The 17,227-nt window shown below is 67.4% G+C and carries 13 protein-coding genes; 5 read left to right on the forward strand and 8 right to left on the reverse strand.

The annotated features are described in order from the left end of the window. Positions 1–3 precede the first annotated feature (3 nt). Genes ASC83_RS02260 through ASC83_RS02270 form a run of 3 tightly spaced genes read left to right on the forward strand, consistent with a single transcriptional unit; the run spans position 4 to position 3,086 of the window. The gene (locus ASC83_RS02260) at positions 4–819 is read left to right on the forward strand and encodes a glycosyltransferase family 2 protein (protein ID WP_056057743.1); all 816 of its coding nucleotides are present in this window, start codon (positions 4–6) and stop codon (positions 817–819) included. Further along, positions 816–2,099 carry an O-antigen ligase gene (locus ASC83_RS02265; protein ID WP_082522299.1) on the forward strand — a complete coding sequence of 428 codons (1,284 nt, stop codon included), beginning with the start codon at positions 816–818 and terminating at the stop codon, positions 2,097–2,099. The genes ASC83_RS02260 and ASC83_RS02265 overlap by 4 nt, the downstream gene beginning before the upstream one ends. Positions 2,100–2,111: 12 nt before the next feature. After that, the gene (locus ASC83_RS02270) at positions 2,112–3,086 is read left to right on the forward strand and encodes a glycosyltransferase (protein ID WP_056057302.1); all 975 of its coding nucleotides are present in this window, start codon (positions 2,112–2,114) and stop codon (positions 3,084–3,086) included. Between the two features lie 150 nt (positions 3,087–3,236). On the opposite strand, the gene ASC83_RS02275 is transcribed toward ASC83_RS02270, so the two are convergent. Together ASC83_RS02275 and ASC83_RS02280 are read right to left on the reverse strand one after the other, a co-directional pair. After that, on the reverse strand, positions 3,237–4,358 hold the full coding sequence (locus tag ASC83_RS02275; RefSeq protein WP_056057305.1) for a nitronate monooxygenase family protein: 1,122 nt from the start codon (positions 4,356–4,358) through the stop codon (positions 3,237–3,239). A 32-nt stretch (positions 4,359–4,390) separates the two neighbouring features. Then, on the reverse strand, positions 4,391–5,275 hold the full coding sequence (locus ASC83_RS02280; protein WP_056057308.1) for a LysR substrate-binding domain-containing protein: 885 nt from the start codon (positions 5,273–5,275) through the stop codon (positions 4,391–4,393). A 72-nt stretch (positions 5,276–5,347) separates the two neighbouring features. Here ASC83_RS02280 and ASC83_RS02285 point away from each other — a divergent pair, with 72 nt between their 5' ends. Beyond that, complete coding sequence (locus ASC83_RS02285) at positions 5,348–6,592, forward strand: YbfB/YjiJ family MFS transporter (protein WP_056057312.1); 1,245 nt, start codon at positions 5,348–5,350, stop codon at positions 6,590–6,592. Positions 6,593–6,615: 23 nt separating this feature from the next. Here the strand turns inward: ASC83_RS02285 and ASC83_RS02290 are convergent, their stop codons facing one another. The 3 genes from ASC83_RS02290 to ASC83_RS02300 all read right to left on the reverse strand — a co-directional run bounded on the left by ASC83_RS02290 (position 6,616) and on the right by ASC83_RS02300 (position 10,181). After that, positions 6,616–7,872 carry an ATP-binding protein gene (locus ASC83_RS02290; RefSeq protein ID WP_056057315.1) on the reverse strand — a complete coding sequence of 419 codons (1,257 nt, stop codon included), beginning with the start codon at positions 7,870–7,872 and terminating at the stop codon, positions 6,616–6,618. A 41-nt stretch (positions 7,873–7,913) separates the two neighbouring features. Further along, entirely contained in the window at positions 7,914–8,636 is a 723-nt protein-coding gene (locus tag ASC83_RS02295; protein ID WP_056057318.1) for a response regulator, read from the reverse strand. Positions 8,637–8,786: 150 nt separating this feature from the next. Next, on the reverse strand, positions 8,787–10,181 hold the full coding sequence (locus tag ASC83_RS02300; RefSeq protein ID WP_056057321.1) for an AmpG family muropeptide MFS transporter: 1,395 nt from the start codon (positions 10,179–10,181) through the stop codon (positions 8,787–8,789). 130 nt (positions 10,182–10,311) lie between these two features. On the opposite strand from ASC83_RS02300, the gene ASC83_RS02305 reads away from it, so the two are divergent. Further along, on the forward strand, positions 10,312–11,163 hold the full coding sequence (locus tag ASC83_RS02305) for a M48 family metallopeptidase (protein WP_056057324.1): 852 nt from the start codon (positions 10,312–10,314) through the stop codon (positions 11,161–11,163). Between the two features lie 28 nt (positions 11,164–11,191). On the opposite strand, the gene ASC83_RS02310 is transcribed toward ASC83_RS02305, so the two are convergent. From ASC83_RS02310 to ASC83_RS02320, 3 genes are all read right to left on the reverse strand, one after another. Continuing rightward, the gene (locus tag ASC83_RS02310; protein WP_056057327.1) at positions 11,192–12,295 is read right to left on the reverse strand and encodes a GGDEF domain-containing protein; all 1,104 of its coding nucleotides are present in this window, start codon (positions 12,293–12,295) and stop codon (positions 11,192–11,194) included. Between the two features lie 244 nt (positions 12,296–12,539). Then, positions 12,540–13,178 carry an MBL fold metallo-hydrolase gene (locus ASC83_RS02315; protein ID WP_056057330.1) on the reverse strand — a complete coding sequence of 213 codons (639 nt, stop codon included), beginning with the start codon at positions 13,176–13,178 and terminating at the stop codon, positions 12,540–12,542. Between the two features lie 601 nt (positions 13,179–13,779). Continuing rightward, positions 13,780–17,226: an ATP-dependent helicase gene (locus tag ASC83_RS02320; RefSeq protein ID WP_056057334.1), complete on the reverse strand. Its 3,447-nt coding sequence runs from the start codon at positions 17,224–17,226 to the stop codon at positions 13,780–13,782. Position 17,227 lies beyond the last annotated feature (1 nt).

Raw genomic sequence — 17,227 nt, forward strand, 5'->3', positions numbered from 1 at the left:
TTGATGCCGGTTGCAGTCGGCGGTGCTACGCCGCCGCCCACGTTGACCGTGGCGGTGCTGACCCTCAACGAGGCGCACCGCATTGAAGCCTGCCTGCAAAGCGCTGCGTTTGCCGACCAGTTGCTGGTGGTGGACAGCGGCAGCACGGACGACACCGTGGCCATCGCCCAGCGCCTGGGCGCCGAAGTCCACAACTACCCCGACTGGCAGGGCTTTGCCGTGCAGCGCAACCGGCTGCTGGCCCATGCGCGGGGCGACTACATCTTCTTTCTGGACGCCGACGAGGTGATGACGCCGGCGTTCGCCCAGGAGCTGCAGGCCATCGTGCGCTCTGGCGCGCAGGCCGTGTGGAGCATCCGCTGGCGCATGGTGGCCTACGGGCACGAACTCAAGTACTTTCGCTCGCAATCGCAGATCGAGCGCCTGTTCGTGCGCGCCATGGTCCGCGAGTTCACGGGTGTGGTGCACGAGCAGGCCGAACTGTTGCCACCACCGGGCGGTGGCACCGTGCCGCGCCGCCTGATCGAAGCGCGGCTGCTGCACTACTCGCGCAACACGGTGCGCGGCAGCCTGGAAAAGCTCACCCAGTACGCGATGCTCGGTGCCGCCAAGCGCGCGGCAACTGGCAAGAAGGGCGGGGTGGTGCGGGGCCTGGCCTCGGGCACCAGCATGTTCCTGCGCCTGTATGTGTTTCGGCTGGGCTTTTTGTGTGGCGGGGCGGGTTTTCTGTATTGTCTGTTTGTGGCACTGGAGGCGTTCTTCCGGTACGCCGCCCTGGAGTACGACCACCAGCAACTGAGCGAGAGCGTGCGCCGTTGACCAAAGCTGACGATCTTTTTGTGCGCCTGTCGGGCGCGGCGGCCTTCATGGTGCCGGGTATGGCGCTGTGGGTGCGCTCGGGCTATTCCTGGGGGGCGGTGGTGCTGCTGTTGTGCAGCCTGGCCACCGCCGGGGTGTGGCTGCGGCGCCGGCCGGGGCGCGATGCCTGGCTGCTCTTGGCCTCCATCGTGGCGATGGGCACGGTCTGGGCCCTCGACTTTGACCCGGCCCAGGGCAGCTGGTCCAACCTGGACCGGCCTGCCAAGTACCTGCTGGCGCTGCCGTGCCTGCTGTATGTGCTGGCCTATCCCCCGCGGGTGCGCTGGCTCTGGGCCGGTATCGCCGTCGGCGCTTGCGGCGCGGGGCTGATCGGTTTGTACCAGGCCCTGGTGCTGCACCTGCCGCGCGCCAATGGTTTCACCAACGCCATCCAGTACGGCGGGCTCAGCCTGTTGCTGGGGCTGATGTGTTCGGTCGCGCTGCTGGTGCTGTGGGACCGCTGGAAGCCCTGGCAGCGTGCGGGCTGGGCGGTGGGCATTCTGCTGGGTCTGGAGGGATCGCTGCTGTCCGAGTCGCGCGGGGGCTGGGTGGTGCTGCCGCTGGCGTTGCTGCTGTGCGCCTGGCTGCAAGCCCGCTGTGGCCAGCGCAAGCTGGCCATTGTGGGCAGCGTGTTGGTCGTGGCGGGTGCGGCCGGGCTGATGGCCTTCAAGGCCAACGAGGTGCGCCTGCGCGTGGATGAGGCGCGGCAGGAGATCACGCAGTACGAGTCGCGGGGCGACGCGGCCAGCTCTGTGGGCCAGCGCCTGGCGCACTGGGGCCTGGCCTGGCGCATGGGCCTGGACCGCCCCTGGACCGGCTGGGGCCGCTACGGCTACGAGGCCGAGAAGCAGCGGCGGGTGGCTGCCGGCGAGGCCCACCCGATTGTTTTGCAGTTCAGCCACGCCCACAACGAGGTGCTGGACATCTTTGCCAAGCGCGGCATCCCCGGCGTGGTGATCTTGCTGTTTTTCTATGGTGTGCCCCTGGTGCTGTTCTGGCCCACGCGACGCCGCGTGTTCCCGGGGAGTGCGGGCGTGCTGGATACCGAGGGCCTGTGCCTGCGCATGATCGGGGTGCTGCTGCCCGTGTCCTACATGGGCTTTGGCACGACCCAGGTGTTTTTGGGGCACAACAGCGGCACCATGTTCTACCTGTTCATGGGCATGCTGGTGCTGGCCATCCTGCAAGGCCGCGAGCGCCAGTGGCTGCAGGCGCCGGGGCAGGCCGCCGCTCTTTCCTGAAGGACCTCTGCCATGCACATCCTGCTGGTCAACAACTCCCCCATCCCGGTGTATGGCTACGGCGGCACCGAGCGCGTGATCTGGGACCTGGGCAAGACGCTGGTGCAGCAGGGCCACCGCGTGAGCTACCTGGTGCCCGAGGGCTCGACCTGCGACTTCGGCCAGGTGCTGCCCATCCGGCCTGACGAGCCCTGGGAGGGGCAGATCCCGGCCGACGTGGACATCACGCATTTCCAGTTCAACCCACGCTCCGAGCTGTCCAAGCCCTACCTGGTGACCGAGCACGGCAACGCCCGCAAGCCCAAGCCGCTGCCCCGCAACACGGTGTTCCTGTCGCGCGACCATGCGGCGCGCTACGGCTCCAGCGAATTCGTCTACAACGGGCTGGACTGGGCGGGTTATGGCCCGGTGGACTTTGACCGCCCGCGCTCGCACTACCACTTTCTGGGCAAGGCGGCCTGGGGCGTGAAGAACGTGCGCGGTGCCATCAAGGTGGCCAAGATGGCCGGGGTGGAACTGGACGTGCTGGGCGGCAACCGCATCAACTTCAAGCGAGGCTTCCGCTGGACGCTGTCGCGCAAGATCCACTTTCACGGTATGGTGGGCGGCACGCAGAAGACGGGCCTGCTCAACGCCTCGCGCGGGCTGATCTTTCCGGTGCGCTGGCACGAGCCGTTCGGGTTGGCCGTGATCGAGAGCCTGTACTTTGGCTGCCCCGTGTTTTCCACCCCCTACGGCGCCTTGCCCGAGCTGGTGCCCGTGCACTGCGGTGTGCTGTCCGACCAGGCCTCGGTGCTGGCCGAGGCGGTGCGGGGCAACCGCTTTGACCCGCGCGCCTGCCACCAGCATGTGGTGGAGCACTTTGGCGCCGAGCGCATGGCGCGCAACTACCTGCGCATGTACGAGCGGGTGCTGGCGGGCGAAACCCTCAATGCCCAGCCGCCCGTGATCCAGGGCCCTGCGCGCGAACTGCCCTGGAGAGGCTGAGACGCCCCCCTGAGTCGCCTTCGGCGCCTTCCCCCCAACGGGGACGCCACCCGTGGCCTGGCAAAGCCAGCTCCACGGTGGCACGGGTTTTGGGGCGGTTTTGGCCCCAAGCGCTAGTTCAAAATGCCTCTGATGCTATAAAAATAATAGCTATTGGTGGCCGACAGTGGAGTTTCCACGCGGCGCGGTGGCCTGCTGCCACTCCTGGGCCAACAATGCCACCAGCTGCGCCGCTGGCATGGGCCGCACCTGGGCCACCCCCTGGCCCGCCCACAGCGACAGGCAGTCGGCCTGGCCCGCCTGGGCGGCCGCGCGGCGCAGCGCGCCCGTTAGTGCGTTCTGCACGGGGTAGGGCGGCACGGTGGCCTCGTCGGCCTGCAGGGCTTGCATCATGCGGTTGACGATGCCGCGTGCCGGCCGGCCCGAGAAGATGCGGGTGGTGCGCGTGTCGGTGGCCTGGGCGTATGCCAGGGCCTCACGGTACGCCGGGCCAATCGCCGACTCGGGGCAGGTCAGGAAGGCCGTGCCCATCTGCACCGCCTGGGCGCCCAGCGCCAGCGCACCCGCAATGCCGCGCCCGTCCATGATGCCGCCCGCAGCGATCACCGGGATGGACAGGGCCTGCACGCACTGCGCCACCAGCGGCAGCGTGCCCACCATGCTGGCCGCAAAGTCGGCCAATGACGGCGCCGCGCCGGTGGCACCGGGCTGTGTGGGCGTGAGGAAGGTGCCCCGGTGCCCCCCGGCTTCCATGCCGGAGGCGCAGACGGCATCCGCGCCCATGGCGGCCCAGGCCTGCGCCTCGGCCAGCGTGGTGGCGGTGCCCACCACCGTGCTGCCCACCGCTTTCAGCCGTGCTACCTGCGCCGCCGTGAGGATGCCGAAGGTAAAACTGGCCACGGCCGGGCGTGCGGCCACCAGGGCGTCGAACTGGGCCGCGAAGTCCTCACACCACTGTGCGGGCCGCTCGGGCACCAGGCCGAACTCCGCGTAGAACGGCGCCAGGCGCTGCAGTGCGGCTTGCACCGTGGCGTCGTCCGGCGTTGGGGTGGCCTGCACAAACAGGTTCATGCCAAAGGGCCGGTCGGTGCGGCGGCGCACCTCAGCGGCCGCCTCGGCCATGGCGGCGGGCGAGCGCATGCCGCAGCCCAGCATGCCCAGGCCGCCGGCCTCGGACACGGCGGCGGCCAGTGCGGGCGTGTCCGACCCGGTCATCGGGCCCTGGATGATGGGCAGCGCAAGGCCCAGGTGGGTGGTGAAGGCGGCGGGCATGGGGGCTCCTTGTGCGATCTGTGGGGGAGGGGTCAGGTCGATGCGGCGAGGCGGTGTGCTTCGCCGGAGGTCAGTACGGTCCGCAGCGCGTCCAGCGCCGGCGAGTGGTAGCTGCGCCGGTGCACCAGCACCGTGTCGCAGGTGGCCAGGCGCACCAGGCGGAGCGCAGGCGGCTCGCGCATCAGGTCGATCACGGCCTGGGGCACCACGCCCGCGCAGCGACCGGTGGCCACACAGGCCAGGATGGCGTGGTACGAGGCCAGCTCCAGCACGCGCGGCGGGCTGCCGTCCTTCTGTTGCATGAAGGCCTCGCCCATGCGGCGGTAGGTGCAGCCTGGGCTGAAGGCGGCCAGGGTGTCCAGCTGCAGGTCCTGGGGCGTGTGCACGGGCGGGTGGTCGGCGGGCAGGGCCAACAGCAGGGCCTCGGCAAACACGGCGGTGCGCTCCACCGGCGCGTCGGCGTCGATGCCCGGCGGCGGCCAGGCCACCAGTGCGCAGTCGATGGTGTGGGCCAGCACCTGCTCCACCAGCTGGCGCGAGGGCGCGGTGGACAGCTCCAGCACCAGCCCGGGCCACTGCGCATGCAGCCGGGCCAGCGGCTGCGGCAGGCGTGCGGCGGCCGTGCTTTCCATGGCGCCCAGGCGCAACCGACCGCCGGGCTGGCCGGGGTGCACCGACTGGCGAGCCTCTTCGGCCAGCGCCAGCAGGCGGTCGGCATAGCCGCGCAGCGCCTCCCCGGCAGGCGTCAGCACCATGCGTTTGCCCTCGCGCAGGAACAGCGTGGCGCCCAGTTGCTCCTCCAGCTGCTGCACGCGCGTGGTCACGTTGGACTGCACGCGGCCCAGCTGTTCGGCCGCGCGGGTCACGCTGCCTTCCAGCGCAACGGCGCGGAATATTTCGAGCGCTGCCAGATCCATAAATATTCTTGTTATGAGATGATTAATAGAAAATAAATCTCAAAACAGAATCATAGACTGGAAACCGCCTGCATGGAACCGCGCATCGCCCCCCAAGACCGTCCCCTGGCTGTAGCACTGGCGGGCATGGCCGCACTGGCGGTGGCGATGGGCGTGGGCCGGTTTGCCTTCACCCCGCTGCTGCCCATGATGCTGCACGACGGCGTGGTCACGCTGGCCGGCGGCAGCTGGCTGGCCACGGCCAATTACCTTGGGTACCTGATCGGGGCGTTGGCCTGCATGGCGCTGCCCTGGGTGGCGCCGCGTGCGCGGCAGCGGTGGCATGCGGCGCGGCTGGCGCGCTGGGGGCTCGCGGCCACGGTGCTGCTCACCTTGGGCATGGCGCTGCCGCTGCCGGGCACCTGGCCCGCGCTGCGGTTTGCGGCCGGGGTTGCCAGTGCGCTGGTGTTCTTGAACGTCTCGGTGTGGTGCATGCTGCGGCTGGTGGCGCTGGGCCAGCCCGCGCTGGGGGGGTTGATCTTTTGTGGCCCGGGGCTGGGCATCGTGCTCACCGGCCTGTCGGCCAGTGCCATGGTGGCGCTGCAGTGGCCCGCTGCGGCGGGCTGGGCGGTGTTCGGACTGCTGAGTGTGGGGCTGTGCGCTGCCATCTGGCCCGTGCTGCGGGGTGTGGCGATGCCCGGGTCGGCCGCAGCCTCCGGCCCGGTGGTGGACGGCTCCACCCCCGGCCACGGGGTCTGGGCGCGCACGGGGCTCACGCTGGCCTATGGGCTCGCAGGGCTGGGCTACATCGTCACCGCCACCTTTTTGCCCGTGATTGCGCGCGCTGCCTTGCCTGCGGGGTCGCCTTGGCCCGACCTGTTCTGGCCGCTGTTTGGTGCCGGCGTGGCGCTGGGCGCGGCGTTGTCCACCCGCACCCCGGCCGCGTGGGACCGGCGCTGGCTGCTGATGGCAGCCTACGTGGTGCAGGCCGGGGCCATCGCGCTCAGCCTGGTGTGGCCGGGGCCTGCGGGCTTTGCGCTGGGCAGCCTGCTGCTGGGCTTGCCGTTCACTGCCATCACCTTTTATGCCCTGCAGGAGGCGCGGCGCGTGTGGCCTGCGGCGGGCGACAGGTTTCCGGGGCTGCTCACGGCGGCCTACGGCATCGGTCAGATCGTGGGCCCGCCCATGGTGGCATGGATGCTGCACCATGCGGCCACGCAGGGGCAGGGCTTTGTCTACGGGCTGGCTGTGGCCGCCGCAGCACTCGGTGTGGGTGCGGTGCTATATGCCGCCATGGCCTGGCGCTGGCCCCTGGCGCCCCGCCCGGCAGCGCGCTGAGCGCACGCGAATGCAGGCGCCAATCAGTGCGTGGATGGTGCCAGCGGCAGCGCCAGCACAAAGCACGCGCCGCTGTCGCCGTCAGCACGGTCCTGGCAGTGCACGGTGCCGTTGTGGCGGCCGGCAATCGACCGCACCAGCGCCAGCCCCAGGCCCACGCCGCCCGCGCGCTCGCTGGCGCCCGGCAGTCGGTAGAAGGGCTCGAAGATGCGCTCGCGCTGGCCGGGTGGTACACCCGGGCCGTGGTCACACACATGCACCTCGGCGCGGCCCTGGCGGCGGTGCACCACCACGGTGATCTCGCCGGTGCTGTAGCGGCGTGCGTTTTCCAGCAGGTTGCGGATCGCCCGGCGCAGCAGTTTGGCCACGCCGCGCACCTCCAGCGAATCGGGGCTCGCGCTCACGTCCAGGTCGGCGTCCACGCGCGCACATTCCTCGGCGGCCAGGCCAATCAGGTCCACCAGTTCCACGGTGCCCACGTCGGCCTCGCGCGCGTCGAGCCGGCTGGCCAGGAGGATCTCGTCCACCAGCTGGTCCAGCTCGGCGATGTTGCGCAGGATTTCTTCGCGGAAGGCGGGGGAAGGCTGCTGGCCACCCATCAGCTCCAGCCCCATGCGGATGCGGGTCAGGGGCGAGCGCAGCTCGTGCGAGGCATTGGCCAGCAGCGACTTGTGCGACTTGACCAGGGTTTCCACACGCTCTGCCGCTGCGTTGAACTGGCGCGCCAGATCGGCCACCTCGTCCTGGCCCTGCTCGGGCACCCGCACCGACAGGTCGCCTTCGCCAAACTTCTTCACGCTCCGCTGCAAGGCCTCCAGCCGCTGCGTGAGGCGGCGGATGATGGGGTACACGCCCACCGCTACCGCCAGACCCACGATGCCCAGCAGCCACAAGAAGCCGAAGGGCGGACGGGTCCAGAAAGCCGCCTCGTCCTGGCCGGGCCCCCCGGGCCGGCCTCCGTTGCGGCCCATGCGGGGCTGGCGGGGCGCCATCTGCAGGGTGAAGATCTGGCCGTTTTCAGCCTCGATGTGGAATTCCACCACCTCGCCCGGCTCGGACGGCTGGCGCGTGGCCATGCCGCGCAGCACCAGGTTGCCCGCCGGGTCGCGCACCGCCATTTCGCGCGAAGGCGGCACAAACGGCTGGTTGTTCTGGGCCTTTTGTTCCTCGGCAATGCGCCAGGCCCAGCCCACGGTGAGCGTCAGCACTGCCATGCCGCCGACCACGGCGAGCCAGATGCGCAGATAAAGGCGGCGGGAAAAAGGGTTGGACAGGGACATGCGTGGGGCGACAGCGCAGGCAGCGGGGCCTGCGTCAGCGGTCAATCTTGCTGCTTGGCAAACACATAACCGACACCGCGCACCGTGAGGATGCGGCGCGGGTTCTTGGCGTCGGCCTCGATGGCCGCGCGGATGCGGCCCATGTGCACGTCGATGGAGCGGTCAAACGCCTCCAGCTCGCGGCCGCGCACGGCCTCCATGATCTGGTCGCGCGTGAGCACCCGGCCCGCGCGCTCGGCCAATGCCACCAGCAGGTCGAACTGGTACGAAGTGAGGTCCGCCAGCTGCCCCGCCACGGTCACGGTGCGCGCGTCGCGGTCGATCTCCAGGGTGCCAAAGCGCAGCACCTGGGTGGCGGCGGCCGCGCCGCCACCATCCGTGCGCCGGCGCAGGATGGCGCGGATGCGGGCCAGCAGCTCGCGGGGCTCAAAGGGCTTGGGCAGGTAATCGTCAGCACCCAGCTCCAGCCCAATGATGCGGTCCATGGGGTCGCCCTTGGCGGTGAGCATGAGCACCGGCACCTGCGCCGCGTTGCCCTGCAGCGAGCGAATGCGGCGGCACACCTCCAGTCCATCCATGTCGGGCAGCATCAGGTCCAGGATCACCAGGTCGGGCAGCGGCCCGGCATCAGGGCCCTGCAACTGCGCCAAGCCACTCTTGCCATCGGCACGGTGCGTGACCTGCAGGCCCGACTGGCCCAGATACTCGCCCACCATCTGCGCGAGGCGGGCGTCGTCTTCGATCATCAGCAGTTGGGAGCTCATGGGGGCAGTGTAGTAGCGAGGCTTTGAAACTGTCTTCATGGTCCGGCCCAGCCGTCTCCCCGTGTTGAAGCCCCCGTAAAGTTCCGGTAAACCGGGTGGCGAGAGGCTTCAGAAGCTGCTATTGATTTAGTAGCTGTCTGGACATATGAATCAGGCGCCACCGACCTTCTGGATGCGCGATGCCAGCCACACCAGCACCAGCACCGGCAGCCCCAGCAGCGCCGTGGAGGTGAAGAACTGGGCGTAGCCAAACGCATCCACATAGTCGCCCGAGAAGCCCGCCACGAACTTCGGCAGCAGCAGCATCATCGAGCTGAACAGCGCGTACTGCGTGGCCGAGTAGCTCACGTTGGTCAGGCTCGACAAGTAGGCGATGAACGCGGCCGATGCAATGCCGCTGGCCAGGTTGTCGGCCGACACCACTGCAATCAGCGCCGTCACGTCGTGCCCGTGGCCCGCCAGCCAGGCAAACAGCAGGTTGCTGGCGGCGCTCAGGATGGCGCCCAGCATCAGGATGCGCATCACGCCAAAGCGCATGGACAACACGCCGCCCACGAATGCGCCAGCGAGCGTCATGATCACACCGTAGATCTTGGTCACGGCGGCCACTTCGTCCTTGGTGTAGCCCATGTCCACGTAGAACGGGTTGGCCATGATGCCCATCACCACATCGCTGATGCGGTACACGGCAATCAGCGCCAGGATGAGCGCCGCATGCCAGCCGTAGCGGCGCAGGAAGTCGGCAAACGGGGCCACCAGTGCGCCCTGGATCCACTCGGCAGCGTTCTTGGCGGGGGGCAGCGCCACGGGTGCAGGCTCACGCGAAAACAACACGGTGACCACGCCCACGGCCATCGACGCCGCCATGGCCAGATAGGCCGCCTGCCAGGCGCCGTTCTGGTACGCGGCGGCACCCAGGGCCACGGCCTGGCCGGCCGCGGGCGCGACCTCGGAGCGCGCGGCAATCCACAGCACACCGGCTCCGGCCCAGATCATCGCGAGGCGGTAACCCGTCTGGTACGACGCCGCCAGCGCGGCCTGGTGGTTAGCGTCGGCCGATTCGATGCGGAAGGCATCGAGCGCAATGTCCTGCGTGGCCGAGCCAAACGCCACGGCCAGCGCGCACCACACGATGGGGCCCAGTGTAAGGCGCGGGTCGGCCAGCGCCATGCCGATGAGTCCCGCCACCACCACCAGCTGTGCCAGCAGCAGCCAGCTGCGCCGCCGCCCGAGCAGCCGCGTGAGCACCGGGATGGGCATGCGGTCCACCAGCGGCGCCCACACCCACTTGAAGCCGTAGGCCAGGCCCACCCAGCTCAGGTAGCCGATGGTGCTGCGGTCGATGCCCGCCTCGCGCAGGCGAAAGCTCAGCGTGCCCAGCACCAGCAGCAGCGGCAGCCCGGCCGAAAAGCCCAGCGTCAGCATGCGCAGGCTGGCGGGCTCCAGGTACACGCGCAAGGTTTGCAGCCAGGGGGTGCGCGGGGGCTTGTCCGGGGCGGTAGCGGGAGCGAGGCTGGGGGTGGAAGATGTGGAGGTGTCTGACATGGGCGAGCGGGGGTTTTGTCTATCATCGCCGACGCACCCTTGTAGCCATCCTGTCAGCCTCCATCTGCGCGGCAGGCTCTGGTGTGTTGTGTGCCAGCGCTGCTCATTATTCCTTCTGGGATTGCCTTGTATGTGTCTTTTCTGCCCCGCTCCTTCCGTCGCGCCGTCGTCCCCCTGGTCCGCACGCCGCGCGTTCCTGCTGGCAGCGGGCGCCGCTGTGGCCACGCCGGTGCTGGCGCAGGTGGACGTGGGTTCGGCATCCAGCCTGCGCAAGCTCGTGCCCGCCGAGACGCTGGAGCAGTCTGCCGCCCAGCAGTACCGCCAGATGCTGGAGCAGGCCCGCGCCAAGCGCGCGCTGGCGCCCGACAACCACCCCCAGCTGCAGCGCCTGCACGCCATCGCCAAGCGGCTGATCCCGTACGCCACGCCCTGGAACGACCGCGCCCGCCAGTGGCGGTGGGAGGTCAACCTGATCGGCAGCTCGCAGATCAATGCGTTTTGCATGCCCGGCGGCAAGATTGCGTTCTACACCGGCATCCTCGACCAGCTCAAGCTCACCGACGACGAGGCCGCGATGATCATGGGCCACGAGATGGCCCATGCGCTGCGTGAGCACGCACGCGAGCGCATTGCCAAGACGCAGGGCACTAACCTGGCGCTGCGACTGGGCTCGCAGCTGCTGGGGCTGGGCGACCTGGGGCAGGCGGCTGCGGGCCTGGGCGGGCAATTGCTCACGCTGCAGTTCAGCCGCTCGGACGAAAGCGAAGCCGACCTGGTGGGGCTGGAGCTGGCCGCGCGCGCGGGCTACCAGCCGTCGGCCGCCGTGAGCCTGTGGCAGAAGATGGGCAATGCCAGCGGCAGCAAACAAGGCGGGCTGGCGTTTTTGTCCACCCACCCATCGGGCCCCGCGCGCATTCGCGAGCTGGAGCAGAACGTGCCCAAGGTGCAAGGCCTGTACGAGGCCGCGCGCCGCAACGGTTGACCTGCGAGATTCCGCAGGCCCTCAGCCTCTAAGACTGAGCCGCCAGGGTGCTGCTGGCGGCGTCTTCCCCCGCGAGCTGCACCCGGTTGCGCCCCGCGTGTTTGGCGGCATACAGCGCCTGGTCTGCGCGGGCAATGGCGGCCTGCAGGTCGTCGGGCCCGTGCACCAGGGCCACGCCAAACGACAGCGTCAGGGCCAAGGGCTCGGGGCCGACGGGCAGCGGTGCCCGGGCGACAGCGGCACGGATGCGCTCGGCCGTGGCGCTGGCGGCGTCCAGCGGGCTGGCGGGCATCAGTGCCAGAAACTCTTCGCCACCCCAGCGCGCCAGCACATCGCCCTCGCGCAGGTTGTCGGCCAGCACCTGGCCCATGGCCACCAGCACCTGGTCGCCCACGGCGTGGCCGTACTGGTCGTTCACTCGCTTGAAGTGGTCCACATCGCACAGCAGCAGCGTCACCGGCACACCGCTGCGCCGGCTGCGCTCCAGCGCCTCGGTGGCTTGTGCGTCAAAGTGGCTGCGGTTGGCCAGGCCGGTCAGCGGGTCGCGCGTGGCCTGCTTGCGCAGGCGCGCCTCGGCAATGAGGATGGTGCGGCGGTAGAACGCCGACAGCGCTGCCGACATGGCAAACACCACGCAGATGTGCACCCAGTTCACGATCTTCACGCTGTGCGCGGGCAGCGGGTCCAGCGGCCCCACGGCGTCGCTCAGCATGTGCAGGCCCAGGTAGTAGGCCAGCAGGGCCAGCACCATGGGCGCGGCATAGCCGCGCGTGTTGGCGATCACGATGGCGGGGATGAACATCAGCAGGTAGTAGTGAAAGCCGCTCTCCCAGCCGATGAGCAGCGAGCCCAGGGCCGAGTGCCCGATCACCTCCAGCCAGATCAGGGCCAGTGCAGCGGTGTTGTAGCGCTTCTGGATGAGCCGGTAGGCGCCCAGGTACATGGCGATGCTCAGCACATTCACGGCCGCCAGCGGCATCGAGCCCAACCACAGAAACAGCAGGATGTAGCCCGCGTCGATGGCAGCGGCCGTCAGCGCAACCCGCTGCACCATGGCCCAGTAGGCCTTGCCCGCGAGGCTGGAGCCGCGCTGGGGTTCAAGCGGGGGGCGCGGCGCGTTGGATGGGGTCATGACACGGGGGCACGGGCGGCCTGCAGAGGTGGCAAACCGCTCCATCGTAGCCCCCGGCGGTGTCGGGGGTGCGGCGAACTGACTGGTATCCCGGGGTCTGATCGCCGCTGGGCATCCGGCGGCGCGGAGCACGCGACAAGGGCCTTTGACGGCCTCCGGCAACCCATTTCAAGCCCAATCAGCTGGATGCGCTAGTGGAATATGCCTAACGTGCTATGAATAAGGGAGCGTTAATGGCCTGCGCTCAGGTCCCGCCCACGTAGGGATTGCTTTGCCGCTCGCGCCCGAAGGTGCTCTCGGGCCCGTGGCCGGGAATGAACACCGTCTGGTTGCCCATGGGCCACAGCCGCTGCGTGATGCTGTCGATGAGCTGCTGGTGGTTGCCCTGGGGAAAGTCCGTGCGGCCGATGCTGCCCGCAAACAGCACGTCGCCGACAAACGCGCGGTCGATCTGCGGCGCGTGGAACACCACATGGCCGGGCGTGTGGCCGGGGCAGTGGCGCACGGCCAGCGTCTCGTTGCCGATCTGCACGGTGTCGCCGTCGTGCAGCCAGCGCGTGGGGGTGAAGTGCTGCGCGGGCGGAAAGCCGAACATGGCGCTTTGCTGCGGCAGCCCGTCGATCCAGAACTGGTCGCCCGGGTGGGGGCCCACGATGGGCAGCGACAGGCGCTGGGCGAGCTCGCCCGTGCCGCCGGCGTGGTCAATGTGCGCGTGGGTGAGCCAGATCTGGGACAGCGTCAGCCCGTGCTCTTCCACCGCGGCCAGCAAGGTGTCCAGGTCTCCGCCTGGGTCGATCACGGCGGCCTGCCGGGTGGCGTCGCACCAGACGATGGAGGCGTTCTGCTGGAAAGGAGTGACGGGGACGGTGAGGTAGCGGAGCATGGGATGGAGGCAAGGGAGTGCTGAACAGAGTTTCAAAAAACTGAACATAGTTTCAAAGCTCGATTGATCGCTGATCTTGCGGCCCGAACAAAGTCTTGAAACATGTTGATTTGATTGGACTTTATCAATCGTTCGCGATCCTTGCCTGCCCGATCGCGAGGAACGGAATAGATAGGGCCGCTCTGACTGCATATAACTGCTTTGAGCCGTCTTTCTTGACCAAGCAGTACTGAAGGGTGGACAAGATGCGTAATTTCGCTAAGAGAGTCGCGGAGAGGCGTGACCGTGGTGCTGAGCGCAGGTTTTGACTCCAACAAATAAAGTGCGTCGGACGTGAATAAAGTCCGTCGGGGAAATTTCGCATTGAGAAATGAATGACGCCTCATTTGAGGCGGTTCATGTATCGAGGGGTGTGGAGGGTGCGATGGGCTGCTTCAGGCTGGGGGCGGTCGGTCGGGTTGGGCAGTCCAATGACGGCGGTCGCCGATAGTAGACATTGGTCGCGTGTACGGCTGATCGACCGCGATCAGCCGGGAGCGGACGCCGCCGGGATGGGCCAAGCTCCACGCGAAGCCTGACAACGAACCATGCCACGCATTCGTTATACGGCCCCTACTGGTGCTGCCGCTTTTGGTGGTCCAGGTCTGCCCTCGAGACGAACGTCGAGGACACCTCTAGGGACGGGGCCACAAATGAACAACGCGGGGCAGTTCGGGCAGCTGAAGGCCGAGGGTTCGGCCGGAAATTCTCCGGCGCGGATGGACTGCAGATGAGTCTCCATGTGACGCCTCTGCGTTTCAATCGCGCTGGACTTCAGCAACAGGGGTGTAGAGGTCTGATCGGCCAAATATACGAGCTCCACCGTTGCCCCGGGGAATGCTTCGGCGGCGGCCGTGAGAAACGCCGCCGCCCCGATGGACTTGGCATCGTCACTGCGGCTATGCCCCGTGGAAACCTTGCGCAAGGTCATCTGGCCGTCACCGGTGATTAGCACGTCGTCGGGCGTCACGACAATCTCCTCTGCGCCATAGCTAACATGAAGGGCCTGAGGCACCTGCGGCTGCAAGCCCTTGCGGGTGGATGCGAAGAACTCGATCATTGCGACCGCAAAGTCGCGGTAGTGGTCGAAGTAGCCGTGCTCGCCCAGTCCTTCTTCCTTCAGCGACAGGGCGACGTCCTCCACCAGTTGCGCTCCGGTTGAACTCAGATTGCCCTTGACAACCTCCTTGTACAACTTGCGCACCGCATCGTGCATCTGTATGAAGGGCGTGACCGTCCGCCGACCGCCGGTCTGAAGCACATGGGTGTAGAAGAATCTGCGCGGGCAGCGGGCGAACATTTCAACTTGATGAGCCTCGAATCGAAGCGGTCCATGCACGCGAAGCGTAAGCGGCGCGTCCTCGGCTGCGAGTGGTAGCTGTCGCGCCGGCGTCACGGTAACGCGATCCAATCCTGGCCCCAGCCGGTTAAGGTACTCCTCGGAGAGCTTTCTCGCGGTCCCCCCTTTCTTCGCGGCGACCGCATAGAGGACAAGTCGATCCTCCGCGCGTGAAAGGGCCACGTAGAACAAGCATTCCCGCTCTTCGAGGCGGCTGCTTTCGCGGTACTCCTCGTAGCTGCTGCTCGTGCCATCCACCATCCCGTCTGGTGGCGGACATGTAGGTGCGCGCTGGCGGTTACCCGGCAGCGTGTCCTGGTTCAAACCGGGGACATGCACCGCGCGAAACTCCAGGCCCTTGGCACCGTGGATCGTCATCAGCCGCACCGCGTCAATTCCCCGCGCTGCCGCCGGAAGCTGCCGAAGGTCGCGATCGTCGCCCAGTCGCAGCAGCCGTCGCACGCGCTCAAGAAGGCGGGACACCGGCAGTCCGGCGGCCGCGGGCTGGACGCGGACAAAATTCAGGAACTGCCAAATAGCGATCCCGCGCGCGCGATCCGCAATAGTAGGTGCAGCTGCAATGTCCGCAGCCATGCGTGTGCGATCTAAGACGATGGCAACTAGCACACGCCATGCCGAATCGGTCGGCTGCAGCACTGCGAACAGCGCGCCAAGAGTCTTCATCGCCGCCTGCGCGCTGCTCGACAGCCCGGGAATCTGCGCCTGCACGAAACCCAGGGGCTGAATTCGCTCAGTGCGTAACGTGCTTTGGATCAACGCCACGTCTTCGAGTGACATCTGAAGTCCAGGCATGCAAGCGACGCGCACCAGTCCCATCGCCCGAGGATCGACCAGCAGAGAGGCCAGCGACAATAGGTCCTTGACTTCGGGCCTTTCGAAGAGGCTCCCCAAGAACAGCACGGGGATGCCGAGGCTTTCAAGCTCACGCCCCAGATTCGCCAGCTTTTCGTTGCCCGTGGAAAGGATGGCTTGGTCGCGATAGGCGATCCCCGAGCTCTTCAGCTGTTCGATCGCATCGGCAATCGCCACCGTTTGCGCATCAGCGTCGGGCGCGATTCTGAGTTCAGGATGGGCATCCCCATCGGTTCGAAAAGGCTCCAGCGCACTGTCGGCACCACCGCATCGCATCTGCTGCGCAAACGATGAGTATGCCTTGACGATCACCGGCACCGACCGATAGTTGGTGTCCAATTTTCCGGTCTTGCCGCCAGCGAAATCTTGCTTTCCAAAGCGAGAAATATTGAAGGACGAAGCGCCGCGAAAGCGATAGATGGACTGCTTGGCGTCCCCCACCACCCATAGGTTCTCTCCGGATGGGCGCAGCGCCTTGAGCAGCCGCACACTGCTGCGGTTCACGTCCTGGTACTCGTCCACCAGAATGTGGTCGTACAGGCCCGACAGGCGCGCTCTCACCGACTCGTCGCCCTCCAGCAGCTTTACCGGCAGATACACAAGGTCGCCGAAGTCCACCAAGTTGCGCTCTCGCTTGAGCTCCTCGTACCGCGCGTACACGCGCGCGACCTCCAAGGCTTTGGCTGCTGCCAGCTCCTCGTCGGCCGATCTAGCGGCCGTGCGCATGTCCTGGGCGAGTCGCAGGTACTCCTCTGGCCCGACAACTTCATCCTTGGCACGCGAAATTGCAGCCAGCATGTCGTAGATGACCTGCGTGGGATCGAACAGATCCTGGTAATGCTGCAACTGCAACCGGGGAAACTCATGCTCCAGCAGTTCGACGGCCTCTGTGCGGTCGATCATGCGCGGGTCTGGGGGCAGCTCCAGACTTGCGTGAAAACGACGCACCAGATCCAGGCCGAACGCGTGGAAGGTGCCAACCCACAAAGCCGCGGCCGCTTCGGGCTGCTTAGCGCCGATGCGGTCGGCCATCTCGCCAGCGGCCTTGTTCGAGAAGGTGAGCAATAAAATTCGTCGCGGATCGACTTTGTCTTTCAGCAGAAGTTGCTCGACCCGGGAGATGAGCGTCTGAGTCTTGCCCGTGCCTGGCCCCGCAGCGACGAGGAAGGCGTGTCCACGGTGACTGGCGGCCTTCAACTGCGATGGATTGAGCCCGTATTCCTTCGCTTCGGTGTCCGTCAGCGTGACCTGCGGCAGCAGCAAGGCGTCCAGAAGCTGCTGCGCGATGACTTCGTAGGGCGCATCGAGCTTGGAGGAGAGGTCCTGCGCGCCCAAACCCTGCACCAGGTGCAACTCGCGCGCACGATAGCGCGGAATCAGCAGTTCCCTCGCAAACAGGTCCATCTGAACTTCACGGCGCTGCTTGCGCCCGTAGTCGACGACGCGGTCTTCGCCCACGGGAGCGGCCTCGGCGGGTCGCGCGAAGTCCATGTCCTTCGAGGGCGTGGAGTCATCGGCGTCGCCCAGCAGGGCATGACCGACCTCATGCGCGACGAGCAGCGCACGCTCGAAAGATGTGCCCCTCTTCTCGTGCAGGATCAGCCTACCGCTGGGCAGCAGTTTGGCCCGGCCTCCATCCAAGATTGAGGCTCCGGGTAACGCGTCCTCGACGTCGTAATCCTGCTGATTGGCGATGGCAACCGCGAACTCATACGGGTGCCAAGGATCTAACCCCTGCTCGATCGCTTGGCGATGGAGGTCAGCCGCCTTTTGCCGGGCCAGTTCAACTGCGTCCATC

This window comes from Acidovorax sp. Root402 (assembly GCF_001425125.1).
GTDB lineage: Bacteria > Pseudomonadota > Gammaproteobacteria > Burkholderiales > Burkholderiaceae_C > Acidovorax > Acidovorax delafieldii.

What these genes read in the sequence shown, in the direction of transcription:
- ASC83_RS02310 (WP_056057327.1), bottom strand. Translation starts at nt 12,295, where the DNA reads ATGACCCCATCCAACGCGCCGCGCCCCCCGCTTGAACCCCAGCGCGGC.
- ASC83_RS02305 (WP_056057324.1), top strand. Translation starts at nt 10,312, where the DNA reads ATGTGTCTTTTCTGCCCCGCTCCTTCCGTCGCGCCGTCGTCCCCCTGG.
- ASC83_RS02260 (WP_056057743.1), top strand. Translation starts at nt 4, where the DNA reads ATGCCGGTTGCAGTCGGCGGTGCTACGCCGCCGCCCACGTTGACCGTG.
- ASC83_RS02270 (WP_056057302.1), top strand. Translation starts at nt 2,112, where the DNA reads ATGCACATCCTGCTGGTCAACAACTCCCCCATCCCGGTGTATGGCTAC.
- ASC83_RS02280 (WP_056057308.1), bottom strand. Translation starts at nt 5,275, where the DNA reads ATGGATCTGGCAGCGCTCGAAATATTCCGCGCCGTTGCGCTGGAAGGC.
- ASC83_RS02275 (WP_056057305.1), bottom strand. Translation starts at nt 4,358, where the DNA reads ATGCCCGCCGCCTTCACCACCCACCTGGGCCTTGCGCTGCCCATCATC.
- ASC83_RS02290 (WP_056057315.1), bottom strand. Translation starts at nt 7,872, where the DNA reads ATGTCCCTGTCCAACCCTTTTTCCCGCCGCCTTTATCTGCGCATCTGG.
- ASC83_RS02285 (WP_056057312.1), top strand. Translation starts at nt 5,348, where the DNA reads ATGGAACCGCGCATCGCCCCCCAAGACCGTCCCCTGGCTGTAGCACTG.
- ASC83_RS02320 (WP_056057334.1), bottom strand. Translation starts at nt 17,226, where the DNA reads ATGGACGCAGTTGAACTGGCCCGGCAAAAGGCGGCTGACCTCCATCGC.
- ASC83_RS02300 (WP_056057321.1), bottom strand. Translation starts at nt 10,181, where the DNA reads ATGTCAGACACCTCCACATCTTCCACCCCCAGCCTCGCTCCCGCTACC.
- ASC83_RS02315 (WP_056057330.1), bottom strand. Translation starts at nt 13,178, where the DNA reads ATGCTCCGCTACCTCACCGTCCCCGTCACTCCTTTCCAGCAGAACGCC.
- ASC83_RS02295 (WP_056057318.1), bottom strand. Translation starts at nt 8,636, where the DNA reads ATGAGCTCCCAACTGCTGATGATCGAAGACGACGCCCGCCTCGCGCAG.